Source organism: Oceanicoccus sagamiensis, assembly GCF_002117105.1.
GTDB classification, from domain to species: Bacteria; Pseudomonadota; Gammaproteobacteria; order Pseudomonadales; family Dasaniaceae; genus Oceanicoccus; species Oceanicoccus sagamiensis.
In genome coordinates this window covers 1,789,368-1,806,224 of sequence record NZ_CP019343.1, presented here as the reverse complement: position 1 = coordinate 1,806,224, position 16,857 = coordinate 1,789,368, and the positions used below count along the sequence as shown (strand labels likewise).

Genomic DNA, 16,857 nt, shown 5'->3' with positions numbered 1-16,857 from the left:
TGGCTATGGTTGAATGGATTATTGGGATAATACTGGCTGTTTTAACGCTTTATCTTGCCCGAAAAAATCGGCTTGAAGGCTGGCTCTATACCGCCCCCTTATTTGCCCTGCCATCCATCTATATGGCCTTTGCTCTCTTCGCTGATGGCAGCGGTGTTATTCTTAATGAATTTTTATTCGGCATACCCTTTTTTATTGCCGGCGCTGTTTTCTTAAAGTGGAAGATAAAATATTCAGCATTGATGCTGGCGCTTTTATGGCTAGGGCACGGCTATTACGATATTGACCACAACCGCTTTTTTATTAATAGCGGCACTCCCCAGTGGTACCCTTTATTGTGTGCGGGTTATGACGGGGTGATGGGTATTTATCTGATTTACTTTGCCAGTACACTTAAAGACGGTAATTTATTGCATTATCGCGGCGCTAATCAATAAGTCCGCCTACTACCTGTATGGGTTTGAGTGAACGGCTATCGCTAACCCATGCTGCAATAGCCAAAGGCGTATCCTGATATTTTGCGCTAACAGGAGGCAATTCACCCTGCCAGGCTGAGCCACTAACTTGATAGTCTTTTACTCCCAATACGACAAAATCATGATTCAGTAATTCGCCTTTATTCTCTCCCGCTTTAACGGGTGTTTTTAAATCAAAGCCGATCACTGCAATGGTTAACCTATCCGCTGGTTGATCAAAGCGGGCTGAAAACTTTTCTTGCTCAATCGTTATGGTGAGTTCGCCCACATTGGCATCACCGATAGCCGGTGCATTTTTCGACCGATACCAGCCCCGCCATTCTTTACCATTGACGACAAAGCCCGGTGTATACACCTGACTAATATTCCCCTGCCTGGCGTGCTGACGCTGCCGTAAAGCATAGCTGGGGGCGGCAAAGCGATCGGGCCAGCCAATATAATCCCAGTAATCAACATGATAGGCCACGGGAATAATATCAGACCATAATTGCGGGTGGGATTTATAGTTAGATAACCATTGGTCGGCGGGCGGGCAACTGCTGCAACCCTCGGAGGTATAGAGTTCAATCAATTGGTTTTTTTGTGGGCCGCTGTTTAGGGTTTGTTGCGCCATTAAGGTTAATGGTAATAATAGCGCAAACCATAGGGTGAGTTTTTTCATGGGGGACCTACACAGTTATAGGGTTAGGGTACCTGCATAGGACTCTGCCTGAATAAAAGAGTTCAGCTGTTTTTACTAAGAGCACTCATTATCTACAATGGGTAAATCACACACTGCACTGGCACTAGCTGTTGATAACTCAATTATTTGTTCTTCCGGTAACGGCAATGTTAAACCGTCATAATCGTCAGGGTCATCTTCTACCGCATCACAGGTAAACACCAGTGTGTACTCCCCAGCGGGCAAATAAGCAAATTCATAAGCCCAGTTATCCATGCCGTCTTCCATCACCGCAACGACGGCATAAGGTGCGATAGCGCCATCGGGTATATCGGTACTGGAGTTATCCTCATCAAACATATCCGCCAGATTCTCGATGCCAAGTTCCGTACCTTCATATAAGTAAATGATATTACCGGCAGTGGGATCTTCTTTATCAGCACAGTCTTCTTCAGTATCAAACAACCCCGAATCCACATCACCGCGAATGGTTCTGTCACCACTATTATCCTGCACACGAATACCATTGGGTTTTAAAATATAGCGCTCTTGCCCGGGGTTATAGGTCATCGACTGGCGCAAATTAAAATCAATGGTAAAGGTTTGAGTATCACCCTCTTCCTCTGGCTCATCGACAACAAAGCCATCCAGCTTTAAATCATCCGAGGGAATTTTAAGAATTTTCTGGGTATCATCGACTTCGATAACATAGGAGTCATCAATCACCGCCTCATCATTTAAAATGGTTAACTCAACACTTGTGTAAGTGCCCGACGGTACTTCAAGGTCTTCAATCACAATGGCCTGGTCTGAGCCCTGGTAATCTAGCAAATTAATCTGGAAGGTTTCTGCATCAATAATATCCAGGTCGCTACTGGTAAAGGTTTCAATCACTACATCATCGCCGGAGCGTTTAAGGGTGATGGTATCTACCTCAATCACCACCTCTTTAGCATCGTCGACCGGGGCATCGGAAAAGCCGATGGAGATAGTACCCGGATCCGGGTCACTGGTATCACCCAGGGTAAAGGCGGAGCCACCACTGCTGCCACCACAGGCGGCTAGCATGGCAATTAACGGGGTAGTTAACAGAAAATACACTTTGCAATTCATCGGGTAGCCTTAAGCTCTTGTCATCGATAGTGGATGGAATTATTGATGATACTGAAGGGCTACACAAGCAAACTAGTACGCTATTTTTCAATCCCTGCCCAAATGACATTGACCAGCAAGCGCACCCGCTTGCGGGCGGCCTTCTCAGTGCTGGCATCCACAATAATACCGTCAGAGCTATCCACCAAAATGGCGGCAATAGCATCGGCACTAACACCTTCTGCAGACAAATCCAGCTCACCGGCCTGCTCACCCTCCTTTAATAGCGAGGCAATCCGCTTAACAAACCGTTTATTGGCCGTGGCCCCAATGGTACCAATGGCTCTATGGCTTTGATCAATCAGCTCCCGGCCGTGGGGCCCCGAGGACAACATCTCAAAAAACCACACCAAACGGGCCTCAATAATCGCAAACAGCCGGTTTTGTAGGCTATCGTCTAATTGAGCCGCCTCAATAATGGCCGCCGCCACCCGGTCATGGGCCTGCTGGCTCAGGGCTTTAAACACCTGCTCCTTGTTTTTATAGTATTTATAGAGCGCCGTGCGCGATAGACCCGCCGCCGTCGCAATATCCGACATGGAGGTACGCTGGTAGCCATAGCGGGTAAAGCAATCCAGTGCCGAGGCCAGAATCAGCCCCTCGTTGGGCCGGGTTTTGGCCTTTTGCTCAGTCGTGGTAATCATGGCTCTATTATAAACGGCATTATCAACATTGACAGGGTTTACACATTTGTTTATTTTGTTAACCCATAACAGCGCTATTGTCATCCCCGCGCAGGCGGTAATGATAAATGATCAATCAACCTTCTGGAGACACCCATGAGCGACCAACCCAGTAATTTCCAAAAAGCCATTACCGGCGAATGGCACGGCACCCCATCCTTATTTGAGCCAGACGGCACCCATGTTGGCTGGAATAAAATTAGCCGCGAAAGCTCTTTTGATAATGGCCGCACCACCTACTGGATGGAAACCGGTATTGATGCAGTGGGTGAACTGCGCCACCGTTTTGACCTGCCTACTAAATTTGAGTTTGGTGTTATTGATAGTGACCAAAACCGTATTTACACTGGCCCGGATTTTGTGGGTAGCGGCCGTCCCTTTGGCACGCTGGTAGATTCTTACTATTACTCACCCGGTTGGAATGTAAACCTGCGCACCGTTAACCAGATTATTCCAGAGATGGGTATTCAGGCGTATTCTTCACAAATGTTTGAAGCTGACACTCTGGTTTGTGTTTTTAATGGTTTATATATCAATACGCCATCAGATGACAAAAGCCCGGAAACGCTACAAAAAATTGCTGACTGGCAAACGAAAGAACGCGCACAGGGCGGCAAGCAGTTTGTACTTCCACCGAAGCATGAAGGTACTTTTAGTGGTGAATTTGAGGTCTATAACAATAAGCAGGAACTGGTCGGCACCAATAAAGTCACGGTTAAACATAGGCCGCTGAATTTACTACATACCGAACAGGAAATTACTATTGAAGGTGTGATTAATAAAACCTTTAAAGCCCTGCGCACCCGCAATAAAAACCGCTACCAATTCCACGGCCCCGATGTACACGGTAACGCGACTACCTATGGCCGCTATCTATACGCCACCCGTCACTTCTACGGTGAGCCTGGCCATATGTGGTCTCGCGAAATTATGTGTGATGATGACAATACTTTGATCTGTGCCTGGCAGTTTTTTGATTCTGGTATTCCACAGTATATGACCCACGGCGTACTACGTTGGGAAGAAGGCGAGCAAGTATTAAAGGCGCAATATATCGACTAAATGCTTTTTGCTAATAATTGGCACCTTGTTTGCAATAGTTAGCTTGTTACCACAGTTCTTCCCCCGAACACCTGTGTTAGCCTCCTAAGGCAGCTAGGAGAAGTAACAGTTTGGGGCATACTATTTAAGTTTGCCCCGCTATTGTGCCAGGATAGTCAGTAGTTAGTGTTACGCTTTTTAACGCCGGCATTTTTGCCGGCGTTTTTTTATGCCTTAAAAACTGGCCACCACTGCGCCATAAAGACCGCCAATCAATAAAATAGTGGTAGCCAACATACCCAAAGCAAACCCAATAGCACGTTTACCCGGATCGATTAAATACCCTCGGCAATAAAGTATGCGAGCAATAACAAATACCGCCCCCAAACCTGCCGCATAGGTTTCACTGATATAGGTACCGAATAACCACAGGGAAGGAATCACCACAACGATTTGTTCCAGCGTATTCATTTGTACTCGAATCATCCGCTCCAGTTTTGGGTCGCCCGTCATAGCGGGGGCCTGGATACCGGATTTGCCGCGAAAGGCACCGACCATCATAACGAAGGCAAAATATTCTAATAGGATCAGGCCGATCATGGCTGCGATTAAATTCATCAGTAATTCCTTGGGTTTTAAGTTTATAGCTTGGATTTACGTTTTAGAGAGTATAGCAACTCTACCTCATTATCTAAGCGCCAATAGCCGCCAGCCATTAAAAGAAAACTATATTGATAAAGAACGGAACCTATACGGAGTGAGATAATGACATTGGCCGGCTAAAAGGCAGAGCGGAAGGTCGAGAGCAAAATATAAGCGAAGTTGCACTCAACATGCTGGAAGCGGGTACTGACTTAGCCTTTATCACTAAGGTCACTGGCTTGATATGAGTAGAGATTGAAAAGCTGCAGCAGTAATAGCTGGCCAATATCCTGTCTTAATACTCTTATCCAGCAAGGAAACGAGGCCCTGCTCAGCCCAACCGTTATATGTCATCTTAATAGGTCTTTTAGTCATCCAATAACTCGTCCGAAACGTACATTAGGCCAATAACCCTGAAAAGTAACTGATCGATGATTAAACAAAACCTGGGCTTTATAGAGAGAATGATCCGCTTTGTGTTGGGCGTGATTGTGGCTCTATGGGTCTTAAACCAGCCTGACATGGGCATTCTTGAGTGGATTGCAGCGGTGTGTGCGCTGTTTTTGACGCTAAACGCTATTTTTGGCCGCTGTTATCTATGGTTTTGGTTTAATCTGGATTCCTGCGATGAATCCCTTGGGGATGAATGTGGGCGCAAATCCACCTGTGATTAAAGGGCCCTGATTAGCAAGCATAAAAAAAGCCGCTTAAAAGCGGCTTTTTTTATTAAAAATCAATTACTTACTTGCTGTTATCAAGAATGTAGTCAACCACAGCTTTAACATCATCATCAGAACAGCTCATGCACAGACCTTTGGCGGGCATACCATTGATACCGTTGATAGCATTGGCGTAAACCGTCTCCAGACCTTTATCCATGCGGCCAGTCCAAGCACCTGCATCACCCATTTTAGGGGCACCGGCTGCGCCAGTGGCGTGGCAGGCCATGCAGTTGGTGTTGTAGATATCTTCCGGGGACTTGGCACCGCCACCCGAAGAGGCCACAGCGGCTCCGCAGCTGCTATCACCTTCCATACACACACTACCCGCAGGGGCAATACGCTCTTCAATCGCAGCACGCTGCTTGTCAGATACACCGTGGGCAGACACTGCCATACCCAATAATAAGATACCCATCAGCTTAACGGCGTTGCTTTTTAACATGTTCATCACTATCGATGTCCTCATTCTCTATTCGCCAGATACTGGCTAAAACCTTTGTTCCGGCCACCGCCGGATTAACAGGCGCGAATTATAGCTACTTTCCGCCCCAAGCGGAAATTTAAGGGCTATTAATTATTGCCAATATAGGCAAATCACCGCCGAAAAGGCTGATATGCGGTAGATACATAGACTAAACCAACGTTCATAGGTATCATGCGTGGCCTGCAAAACTGCAGCCCTCCGCCCGTAGCTCAGCTGGATAGAGTAGCGGCTTCCGAAGCCGTTGGTCACAGGTTCGAATCCTGTCGGGCGGGCCATCTATAAAAAAGGCCACCTTGTAGGTGGCCTTTTTTAGTAAATAACCCGCAAGCCGTAGCTTGCGCAGTAAGCGAACCGCCTACCCTGCTCCTTACAACTGGCTCAAAGTACTCTGGGCCTCTTCCTTCCCAGTAAACTCAACCGTGTCATCAGCCAATGCAAATTCCAACTGCTCTTTCGCCTGGGCTTTCATATCACTTTTGAAATAAGCCATACCCAGGTGGTAGTGGTAAACGGGCCCTTTTCCACCGTTCTCAATAGCCGCATCCAGAAGTGAAACAGCCTGCGGATAGTTACCTTGCTGATATTGAGCCCAGCCAGCAGTATCAAGAAAAGCGGGATTATCTGTAGCCGCCAAGTCTGAAGCCAAATCGATAATTCTGGTTCTGTTCTCTGGCGTATTAAAATGATCCATCAGCAATGAAGCGATATTATTCTTCACCATAACGGCATCCGGGTTGTCCTTAAGAATGGCATCGTAGACATCTATGGCATCTTTAAACCGCTTTTGCGTCTGGTAATACTCAGCCAACATTAACCGTAAAGGTGAGTTATCAGTATTTTTCTGCAAGCCGTCTATAAATAAACGTTCAATGTCATCCGTTTTCCCCTGTGATGCATAGATACGGGCCAGGGCCATATAAGCAGAATTTCTACTTGAGTCCATCTCTAACACTGTATTGAGCTTGTCAGTCGCCGCAGTTATATCCCCATTTCTAATATAAAGGTTGGCCTGCAACTCCAGAGCATGGAGTTGCTCAGGGTACTTTTCAACATGAGCATCAACAAAAGCAATGGCTTTATCAAGTTGCTCTAACGCGATATAGGCACCGACCAGAGAGCTTAGGGTTTCAACACCTTTAGGCTCAGTTTCAATCGATTTTTTCAAAGCATCAACAGCGGGTTCAAATGACTTCTGACGTAAATAAACTCGCCCTTGCAAGTAGTAACCCATACCCATGGTTTTGTCATTCTCGGTTAATTTTGCGGCTGTAGACAATGCATCATCCCAGCGTTGCTCACGGGTATATAGATCTGTAAGCAACCTGACCATCTCGGGGTTAGCAGGATCTATTTCTCTGGCAGATTCCAGTATTGGTAGTGCTTCTTTGATTTGGTCCTTAGCAATCAGCAAACGGCTGGAGCCAATTAATGCATTCATGTTTTTGGGCTGAACGGCCAATAACCGCTGGTAGTTATCCAAAGCTAAATCAGGAGAGTTATTAAACTCATGTGCCCGGGCGATCAACTGTAACGCCTGTATTGATTCAGGGGCATTTTTTAACACTACACGTAAATCAGGAATAGCGCCGTCGATATCATTCTCTGATAACTTTAATCGAGCCCTGGTAATCAATGCGCCAATATTTTCAGGTTCGATCTCAAAGATTTCTGCCAGTAGGGCATTGGCTTTTTCCCGATCATTTTGTGACAGGGCAATAGAGACCAGTCGATTACGAGCTTCCAGTGCTATTGTATCTTCAGGATAAGTATCGATAACAAACTGATAAAGAGCGCTGGCTTTGTCGACTTCATCAGAGTTCAGATAAGATTGAGCCAACTGATCGCGCAACTTAAAGCTCTCTGGGTATTCTTCAACAAATAAAGCCAACTGATCAATTCCAATCTCTTTCCCTCTGTTTTTTGCCAAAAACTCAACCAGCCAAAGCTTAACGTCATCTTTATCCGGATTTGTGGCGATAGCATCCCTAAGCGTTTTTTCCGCAGCATCTTTTCTCTTTTCTACAGCTTCAGTCTCTTCATTCTCTTCATTGGCAAGATTATCACCTGTAGTTAGACCCTCAATTTGATAGTTCACCAACTGGAAAACATACATTAAATTATCGGGATACTCGGCAATCAACTCCTGAAATAGCGCAACGACTTCTTCAGTTTTCTGCTGGGACGCCAGTAAACGTATCTTCAAGTATTTCAGTGACTCATTTTTTGATTGGCTTTCTATGCCTTTGGAAATAACATCTAATGCCAGATCAGGATTTTCTTGTGCATAAATGGCGGTCAGTACAGTCGTTGCACGTATATGCCCCGGCTCGATGGATAATGCCAGCTGTGCTTTTTCTATTGCCTTTTCATTTTCCTCAGAGCGGGAAAATATCGCCGCCTGTGAAGCAAGGGCATCGGCATTATTAGCATCAAGCGCTATAACTTTGTCTACTGACTCCTGCGCATTAACCAAATCCTGGCTCATCAAATAATAGCTCGCTACTTTATTAAGCGACTTGATATGGGTGGCATCAAGCTCTACCGCGCCAGAAAACTGTCTGAACGCACCACGAAAGTTTTTATTTTTCTCATCAATCAAACCCATCAAATACTTGGCATCAGGGTTTTTGGGGTTGATTTGCATTACATTCTTAACTTCAATTTTCGCCTTGTCCATATTGTCCTGGTCAAAGTATTCCTGAGCCTTACTAAGATACTTTTCTTGTCGCTCTTCTCCGCCACCACAGGCTGTAAGCAAGAGCATGCCAGAAAGAATACTCACCCCAGCTATTTTCTTAATATTATTGCGCGCCATTTTTTTCTCCAAAGGCTCTAAGTTATGAAATCAGGTTAAAATTGCCGGCAGCCCAACCAGCAATAAACTTGTTATAGATACAAGAGTTAACACTCTAAAATTTGTTTTTTCACGCCCTAAAATAAACTCACACCCATACATTAGCGCTGCTAAGTGCAATGATATAAGGCCCACTTCATTATTATCTAGCGACTCAAAGGGCAGCTGCGGGACAATGATGACCAACAGCAATACGAGTAGATCCTGAGTATCCAGCCGGAACTCTTCTTTACGGGTCATGCGAATAGCTAACATTAAAAATGCGACCAATACAATAAATGCACTATCGACAACCATCCGTAACTCTTCGCTAATACTGGACGTTGTATAAAGGTACACTACGAACACGCTAGCACTATAGCAACACACTCTAGCAACAAATGCCGAATGCTTTCTTGCTGCCAAAAATAGTGCCGCCAGCCCCGCCACCAATGCTAATGAAGCAATAGCAAAATCACTTCTCACACTATTAACCACGGTTGCTGAGACAAGCAGGATCGCACTAATAAACCATTCGATTACAGTGGCAGAATGATAGTACACCCAATCCATTTTTCGCAATATTTGATTACGACGATCTCTCGCATCCTGTGGTCGCTCTACAGCGCCGGCAGCACCTTCACGCGCTTTTTTCTTATAACCCATATAAAGATAGCCAATAATTAGCGCTGAATACAGGCTATAAAAGGCCAATAAAAATAAGTCTGACTCAAAGCGGAATATATAGGCACTTATCAATAGAACGACTTGAATCAGATAGATAACACCTACTGCCTCAAAATGTTTTAAGCCCAGTGACATCAGTTGGTGATGAAGGTGGTTTTTATCCGGCGAAAACGGTGATCTCTTTTCTTTGATGCGGATGGTCATCACTGTAAAAGTATCTAATATAGGTAACCCAAGAATTAAGAGCGGCAAAGCTGAACTGATAGCGCACCGCTCACCTTGTGAAACCAGTACCGCCAAGCAGGCAACCATATAGCCTAAAAACTGACTACCCGTATCACCCATAAAAATACGCGCAGGGAATGTGTTATAACGCAAGAAGCCTATCAGGCCACCAATAAGAGTTAAGGACACCAAGGCTATGGATTGGTTGTCTTGCAACAAAGCAAATACAGTAATCAGCGCCAGACTAAGCAGTGAGGTGCCTGCCGCTAAACCATCCAGACCATCTGAGAGATTAACCGCGTTGGTAGCCCCCAATAAAAATAAAAAGGTAAGCGGGAGGCTGAGCCATAATGGGGCGGATTCATAACCCATCAAAGGGATAATATCGATATTGATACCGCCTAACATCACAGCCACAACAGCAATGATTTGCCCTAAGAACTTCCACTGATAACTTAGCTCAAAGCGATCATCCAGATAGCCAAAGATAACGATGGTTGCTGCGCCCCAGACCAGGCCTTTAAATTCATTTTCTATGGGCAATAAAAATAACAACGGCAAGAACACGCCAAGCACAATGGCTAAACCGCCACTGCGCGGGATAGCCTTATCATGTACCTTGCGGTCATCATCCGGGCTATCAAGCAACTGCATCTGACTTGCGAACCTGATCAACAATGGGATCAGGGCAATGGTCAAAAACAATGCGACTGTAAAGCTATATATTAACTGCATAATATGCTTTGTTTATTATATTACGAGGCTTTTTCATTAGGCCTCAGGTAAATGTTTTATAAGTTCTGGGTAAAAATCTATGACAAATTGTGTGGCTTGTTCCTCATACACATCTATGTCGGCTATATCTGGCACCGGTACTGTTACACGCACTAACGCACCGTCGGTTCTATTCATCGTTAAAGAATCCCAAAAGATAAACCATTTAGCCAAATACTCATTCGTTACGTTTCTATGTCTTTGCTCAAACCAGTAGTAAACAATCTGCGCAAATCCGTCTTTTTGAATCAAGATACGATTTACATTCAACGGTTTTCCTTCACGACTGATAACACTGTCTATTGTATGCTCTCTAAGACCAGTAATTTTCCAGCCGCCGCCAGGGATACAGGAACGAGGCGAATGAATGGATGAACCTTTACGTTGAGAGCTATAATAAGCTACGTAAAAATTAAGCCTCGCATCTTTCTTCTTAGACGTATAATTCGCAATAAAATAGTCCGTAAGTTTTAACGCATCCAACACGCTCTCTTCAAGAGAGTCTTCGCGACCATTCCATGATTTGTTATATAGGGGGAACTGGCTAAACGACGTACGTTCCAGCTGCTCTTCTTGTCTTGACTCCAGCATGGGCAATGCAAGTGAGGCCATCAACATAAGACCCAGGCAAGCAATAAGTGGTTTTTGGGTCTGCCGGGTGAAATTTAAGTCGGACATGGACAGAGTTTCTTCTGGCAAGTCCAGATCAAGGTTGTCGATAAGGCTACCGTCACCTTTTCTTAGCCACTGGAAAAACCATACTTCTAAAACCAGAACACCTAAACAGCCAACAAATATTACCCAGCCTTCGAAATCATGCAGAAAACCCTCTGCCATTTCTATGCCCCAATATTCAACGGTCACTCCGATCACACCTATGCGGAAGCTATTCATCAGGACTGTGATGGGGATGGTAGATAAAAACAATATAGCTCTTATCCACATTGGCCCTTTATATAAAAAGGCAATGAGGTAGCCGAAGCTCATGAGCGGGAACAGATAGCGTAAACCACTACAGGCTTCTACTACTTGCAGCTGGTAAACACCCAAATCAATGACGTTACCTTCCAAATAGACACTAATATCAAAGGCACGCACTACCGCAACACCAATTGCGGAGGAGATTAACTGCAATTCAGCTGACAAACTGTTGTATAAAAATACCGGCAGCGGAATCATGAAAACCAAATAAGTAATAGCAGGCAATAAAATCTTGAAGGATTTGAGGCCGATGAAGGCCAAAATAATTGCAAAGAAACACACTAAAAATGCGTACTGAATAATCGTATAGAGCGAGCTTAGTTCACCCACTAAAAACAACACCAGACCAAACATCAAAATCGGCACTGATATCCAAGCGCCGGTGGTCATAGACTCTTTAACTTCCCACTGTTTTTTCCAAATTAAATATAAAGCCACCATCGGAATCATATAACCATGGCTATACTCCTCAGAGGTTCCCCATATCTCAACCATGTAACTTAGACCATCATAAAAAACAAAACTTAAAGCACCAAGAGCTAACAGAAACATGACCAGTATGATCGTGCTTTCCTTTTTCGCTTTATCTTCTAAAGTATTTTCTGAGCTATCGTTTGAAGTCATTTTTTGCATCTTTATAATTTATTAACTGTGTATGGGTAATTGTTTTTTTGATGTAACTTATAATTATTATGCTTTCAACAAACCTAAACGGCTTTTAATCACCAGCCAAACATAGGCGGGGAGCCTGGACTGACGGATAAACCGGCGCGGCTGTGAAAGTAGCCGATAAAGCCACTCGAGGTGAAAAAAACGCCACAGTGCCGGTGCTCGCTTGACGGTACCTGATATCACATCGAAGGTACCACCGACGCCCTGTAATATTAATACGTCTAACTGGGCCTTGTATTGATTCATCCAATACTCTTGCTTAGGGCTACCTAAGGCAACAAAAAGCAGCTTGGCGCCAGACTCGTTAATTGTATTTATAAGGTCCGGCATTCCGCTTTCATCCACATAGCCATTTTGACGGCCAGCGATAATTAATCCCGGGTAAGTTTGTACGAGTTTTTCGGCAGCTAATTTATTCGTCTCTTCTTTGGCACCAAACAAGAATATGGGGTAGCTATTAGCCGCCGCCATTTCACATAACCTCGGCATGAGTTCCGAGCCAGGCACTCTAGACTTAAATGGCACACCATGGATTCTGGAAGCCAAAATAATACCGATGCCATCCGCGATCAATAACCCTGCAGAATTCAGGCAGTCATACAGCTCGGGGTCATCCAGTGAAGCCACCGCCTTCTCTGGATTCATAGCAAAAATAGTGCACTGTTGGTTGCCTGCTACCATCTTTTGGGCATGGTCAACTACACCGTCCATATCGATATTATCGACGGGTACCCCGGTAACTTGCATGCGGGTCTGATTCATTAAATGTAGGACCTCAACTTCTCTAAAACCGTTTCAAACTGATCTTTCTTATGATCACTAATAGTAGCTGAAGCTGGTGAGATATAGGTATAAAACTCGTGAGGAAAAATACCACTATGCCGAGCTTCGACGGTGTAAATTGGTAGTTTTTCACCATATGTTGGTGAATGCCAACCTATCGGCACGTCTTCATCACCATAATGGACTGTTATATCACCGCCGGTTATATCGATGTTGAGTGCAGCGCCACTTGTTGTAGAAGTTGAAAAAACACCGCCATCCTCATTTTCGCTCAAAAATTGACCACCCACATGCCAGAACAAAGAGGCATATGTCTCACTGCCCACCGGGCCCAGAGCGGCCAACTGATCCCAGACCAGAGCATCACCCTCAGGCCCGATGATCACGCAGCGATAGTGTCTAAGCCCTTGGTCCTCATAACCCGTATGGTAAGCCAAAAGCACATCATAACCATCGATGCGGCTGGGGAGATCCAACAAGCAAGGTGTATAGGGCGCTGACCACATAAATGCACTCTCGTGCCGGGCTTGATGTCTGTGGTTAACCGCCACGGTATTATGTGCGCTAACGCCCCTGAAATATTGTCTCCATCGCTGGTCTCCGGTATAGGTATAGGTACCCGCATCTAACAGTAAGGTTTCGTTTTTTTCTCGCCAGATAATGGACAAGCAATCACTGTGGCCATGGCCGTAAGAAGGCGCCATCCCCAGGGGCCCATGATCAAACAAAATCATTCTGCCTGTTTCAGAAGTATCTCTAAATACCGAGTAACCGCTATCAGGAAAAGTTCTAATGCCGTCTCTGGGTTTAGCTAATTGCTTGGAGCTTAGTAAGTAAGGGCTGAGCGCATAACCACCATCGTTGTCCCCAACATTAGGTAATTCGAACTCACTGTTAAACAACTCTGACAAAAACTCACAGGCTTGATCAACGATACGCTGTACCGTGGCACTGGGCTGGCCTTTGCTGGCCAGTAAAGCCGAGACTATATTGGCCAAATCGGTAACAAATAAATGATACCCAAAAGCTTGCTCTATACCGCCGCCATCCTGATTAAATTGTCTGTCCGCCTCGCGCTCGAACAGAGGAAGTCCGACACGCTTCCATTTGGCGGCATTGTTTAGCTCAGGAAATAAAACACCCGCATAAATTAAACCAGCGGTTTCAGCTAATGTGTGATTCCCCGCTGAAGAATAGAGTGAGAGACGTTTAATGATGAGGTCAGCATGGCCCTCTACCAGCTGCAACACTGCAGACCAAACCCTCTCAGAGTTCTGTAAATAGGGCCTTATCATATCTGTAGCATGGCAGACGGCTATAAGGCGCAGGCCGCACTCCATCGCGGAAACATAGTGAATACCTAAATAAGGAGGGTTGGATTTAACCCAGCTCAACAGCTGCTGCTCAAAGCACCGTACGGCGGTTTCTCTACTGGCGTCATCTTGTGCCAGCAATGCCAAACTCACCAATTGCTGGAGCCGTGATGGCTCCCATGCCACTCTAATATCACCGTAAGGATTACCCTGCCGATAAGGTATAGCGCCAAAAAAGACGTCTGGCCACAATGAACCGGTATCAGGAGCTCTGCGCCAGTCACCAGCTGATTGCCACTGCCATCCAAAACCTAAAGCCGACCACTGCCCTGCCAGCAGCGATGACGCTTTTTCTCTGTTGGCATGGCGATCCCATTGCAGTGTTGGTAGTTGCGCTTGTGAACCTGCGCAAAAACTAAAAGACGAAGGGTCTGGCTCTACGAATTTGCGTCGGCTTTGCTGTATCCGTAACCATTGCAAAGAGAGCTGTTCATAAACTCTATGAACAGTTTCTCTAAGCCCCATCACTTTCAGCCGTTTGATATACCAGGTCAGTTTCATGAAATCAGGTTATGAGTCCAAATCATGGCACTTTTTTGAGCTCATGCTCAGAACCGCCTCGATAGAAGCCAGTGTGGTAGCTCTGGCCTGTTCATAGAGGTTATTGTCAGCACCCCGCTGAATCGCACTAAAGAACTGATCAATTTCCGCTGAAAACCCTTTATCCATTTTCTTGGATTTAAATTGATTTTTTCGGCCACCGCTATACATATCGGTTAGCATAAAATCATCCATAACCACTGACTTACCATCAGCAAACGCTTCGAAGCGCTCTTTAGATAAAGATTTATCGCCATCCCCACAATAAATTAATGTACCAATAGACCCATCTTTAAAACGAATGTTGATGATGGATTTATCTTGGGTAATACCGGAATCATGTTGACCGACATCAAAAGCAAATACTGCTGCTGGGTCAGCCCCTGCAATAAACTGCATAAAATCAATAAAGTGGCACGCTTCGCCAATAATACGCCCGCCACCGACTTCGCCATCTTGTATCCAATGGTCTGCCGGTATTGCTCCGGCATTTACACGGTAGCTCATTGTTAAAGGGTTATTGCGCGGCTCTAGAAAACCTTTAATTTTTTCTGCATGCTGTGAATAACGGCGGTTAAAACCTACCTGCAATACCACGCCCTGCTTTGCCGCTTCCCGATAACAAGCATCGACGGCCGCCAACTCTTCTTTGTTAAGGCACAGTGGTTTTTCAACAAACACATGTTTACCTTTGTTGAGTGCGGCAATAATTATTTCTGCGTGCGTGTCATGGCGGGTACCCACAACAATGGCATTGATTTCTGGGTCATTGACAATTTCTTCGTAATTAGAAACACAGTATTCTGCGCCTTCTTTTTCCGCAACAGCTTTGGCGTTAATGCCTGTATTTGTACAAATACCTCGTATGGTGACACCGGCTGTTTTCCGGATGGATGGAAGCAGCATATCCTTGATATGGTTACCGACACCAACCAGACCAACCTGAATACCACCGCTTGTGGCGGTACCGGTTAAATTAACCCGCTGACGAAAGCGCTCATCACTTTGCGATGTATACTCTAACAGCACGCCAAGATAACTTTCTGTTTGACCAGAAATCATATCGTAGGCATCACCAGCACTTTCAATATCAAAGGTGTGCGTTGTTAGGGCTTTAAGGTCTATTTTCCCCTCGGCTACCAACTGTAAAAAGGCCGACATATTACGTTGCTCGGTCCAACGGACATAGCCATAAGGATAGTCATTGCCTTTTTCTTCATACTCAGAATCGTATCGCCCAGGGCCGTAAGAGCAGGACAATCTCAACTCCAACTCTTTTAAATAATAAGGCTCTCGGGGCAAGTCCATACCCACCGCTCCGACAACGACAACCCTGCCTTTTTGACGGCATATCTCTCCGGCCGTTTCAACCGGTGCGCTACTTTTTGTACTTGCCGTAATAATGACGGAATCAACACCATACCCATCCGTCGCACCGCTGGCTACAGACGCTAACTCCTGACCAGAAACTGCACTGTCCGCCCCTAATTTTTTTGCTAACTCAAGTTTTGCTGGATCCAGATCGCTGGCAATAACATGGCAGCCATTAGCTTTTAGCATTTGTACAACAATTTGGCCCAGCAATCCTAAACCAATAACCGCAACCACTTCGCCTAGACGCGGCTCAGCTTGTCTTACACCCTGTAAGGCTATTGACCCAACAGCAACATAGGAGGCATCCTCAAAAGAAACACCGTCAGGAATTTTAATACAGAGATTTTTGGGTACGCTAACGACCTCAGCATGTGAAGCATAATTTTGACCTGCGCAGGCAATACGATCGCCACGGCAAAAGCCATCCACGTTATCACCAACTTCCGCCACAACACCTGCACAGGTATACCCCAGAGCTGCACGGGTATCCAAGCGGCCCATTACCATTTTTGCGGTATCTACTATGCCGTCCTTTTGCACTTGCTTGATAACTTTTTTAACTAAGTCAGGCCTTGCCTGAGCCTTACCTACCAAGCTTTTTTTAGCCATATCCACCGTTGATTTTTCAGTACCAGCACTAATCAAAGAATATTTATTCTCAACCAATATGCCGCCAGACATAAGTGCCGGCGCGGGCACATCATCAACTTTTAATTCACCGGTTTTATAATTTTGCGTAACTTGCTTCATTTTT

Annotated in this window: 14 protein-coding genes and 1 tRNA gene; 4 read left to right on the top strand and 11 right to left on the bottom strand. The window is 45.3% G+C overall.

All coding sequences use genetic code 11. The features are described 5' to 3' along the window. Positions 1–5: 5 nt before the first annotated feature. On the top strand, positions 6–437 hold the full coding sequence (locus BST96_RS08230; RefSeq protein ID WP_157117904.1) for a hypothetical protein: 432 nt from the start codon (positions 6–8) through the stop codon (positions 435–437). Here BST96_RS08230 and BST96_RS08225 read toward each other — a convergent pair. From BST96_RS08225 to BST96_RS08215, 3 genes are all read right to left on the bottom strand, one after another. Beyond that, entirely contained in the window at positions 427–1,137 is a 711-nt protein-coding gene (locus BST96_RS08225; RefSeq protein WP_085758241.1) for a DUF1223 domain-containing protein, read from the bottom strand. The genes BST96_RS08230 and BST96_RS08225 overlap by 11 nt on opposite strands. Positions 1,138–1,212: 75 nt before the next feature. Continuing rightward, entirely contained in the window at positions 1,213–2,250 is a 1,038-nt protein-coding gene (locus BST96_RS08220) for a DUF4382 domain-containing protein (RefSeq protein ID WP_085758240.1), read from the bottom strand. Between the two features lie 80 nt (positions 2,251–2,330). Continuing rightward, on the bottom strand, positions 2,331–2,933 hold the full coding sequence (locus BST96_RS08215) for a TetR/AcrR family transcriptional regulator (RefSeq protein ID WP_169713951.1): 603 nt from the start codon (positions 2,931–2,933) through the stop codon (positions 2,331–2,333). Between the two features lie 135 nt (positions 2,934–3,068). Between BST96_RS08215 and BST96_RS08210 the strand changes: the two genes are divergently transcribed. After that, positions 3,069–4,034 carry a hypothetical protein gene (locus BST96_RS08210; protein ID WP_085758238.1) on the top strand — a complete coding sequence of 322 codons (966 nt, stop codon included), beginning with the start codon at positions 3,069–3,071 and terminating at the stop codon, positions 4,032–4,034. 213 nt (positions 4,035–4,247) lie between these two features. Here BST96_RS08210 and BST96_RS08205 read toward each other — a convergent pair whose 3' ends face one another. Then, the gene (locus BST96_RS08205) at positions 4,248–4,631 is read right to left on the bottom strand and encodes an MAPEG family protein (RefSeq protein WP_085758237.1); all 384 of its coding nucleotides are present in this window, start codon (positions 4,629–4,631) and stop codon (positions 4,248–4,250) included. A gap of 455 nt (positions 4,632–5,086) precedes the next feature. Between BST96_RS08205 and BST96_RS08200 the strand changes: the two genes are divergently transcribed. Further along, entirely contained in the window at positions 5,087–5,329 is a 243-nt protein-coding gene (locus tag BST96_RS08200) for a YgaP family membrane protein (RefSeq protein ID WP_085758236.1), read from the top strand. Between the two features lie 67 nt (positions 5,330–5,396). On the opposite strand, the gene BST96_RS08195 is transcribed toward BST96_RS08200, so the two are convergent. Next, positions 5,397–5,825 carry a c-type cytochrome gene (locus BST96_RS08195; RefSeq protein ID WP_085758235.1) on the bottom strand — a complete coding sequence of 143 codons (429 nt, stop codon included), beginning with the start codon at positions 5,823–5,825 and terminating at the stop codon, positions 5,397–5,399. Positions 5,826–6,059: 234 nt separating this feature from the next. On the opposite strand from BST96_RS08195, the gene BST96_RS08190 reads away from it, so the two are divergent. Beyond that, positions 6,060–6,136 (top strand) — tRNA-Arg (locus BST96_RS08190). Positions 6,137–6,228: 92 nt separating this feature from the next. Here BST96_RS08190 and BST96_RS08185 read toward each other — a convergent pair. The 6 genes from BST96_RS08185 to BST96_RS08160 all read right to left on the bottom strand — a co-directional run bounded on the left by BST96_RS08185 (position 6,229) and on the right by BST96_RS08160 (position 16,853). Continuing rightward, complete coding sequence (locus tag BST96_RS08185) at positions 6,229–8,676, bottom strand: tetratricopeptide repeat protein (RefSeq protein ID WP_085758234.1); 2,448 nt, start codon at positions 8,674–8,676, stop codon at positions 6,229–6,231. Positions 8,677–8,706: 30 nt separating this feature from the next. Continuing rightward, positions 8,707–10,260 (bottom strand): MraY family glycosyltransferase, encoded by a 1,554-nt coding sequence (locus BST96_RS08180; protein WP_169713950.1) that lies wholly within the window; start codon positions 10,258–10,260, stop codon positions 8,707–8,709. A gap of 117 nt (positions 10,261–10,377) precedes the next feature. Further along, positions 10,378–11,985: a VPLPA-CTERM-specific exosortase XrtD gene (gene xrtD, locus BST96_RS08175; RefSeq protein ID WP_169713949.1), complete on the bottom strand. Its 1,608-nt coding sequence runs from the start codon at positions 11,983–11,985 to the stop codon at positions 10,378–10,380. A 66-nt stretch (positions 11,986–12,051) separates the two neighbouring features. Then, a complete protein-coding gene (locus tag BST96_RS08170; RefSeq protein WP_157117903.1) occupies positions 12,052–12,795 on the bottom strand; it encodes a WecB/TagA/CpsF family glycosyltransferase in 744 nt (247 codons plus the stop codon). Next, positions 12,795–14,690 (bottom strand): alginate lyase family protein, encoded by a 1,896-nt coding sequence (locus tag BST96_RS08165; protein WP_085758231.1) that lies wholly within the window; start codon positions 14,688–14,690, stop codon positions 12,795–12,797. The genes BST96_RS08170 and BST96_RS08165 overlap by 1 nt, the downstream gene beginning before the upstream one ends. Before the next feature lie 9 nt (positions 14,691–14,699). After that, positions 14,700–16,853: a bi-domain-containing oxidoreductase gene (locus BST96_RS08160; protein WP_085758230.1), complete on the bottom strand. Its 2,154-nt coding sequence runs from the start codon at positions 16,851–16,853 to the stop codon at positions 14,700–14,702. Positions 16,854–16,857 lie beyond the last annotated feature (4 nt).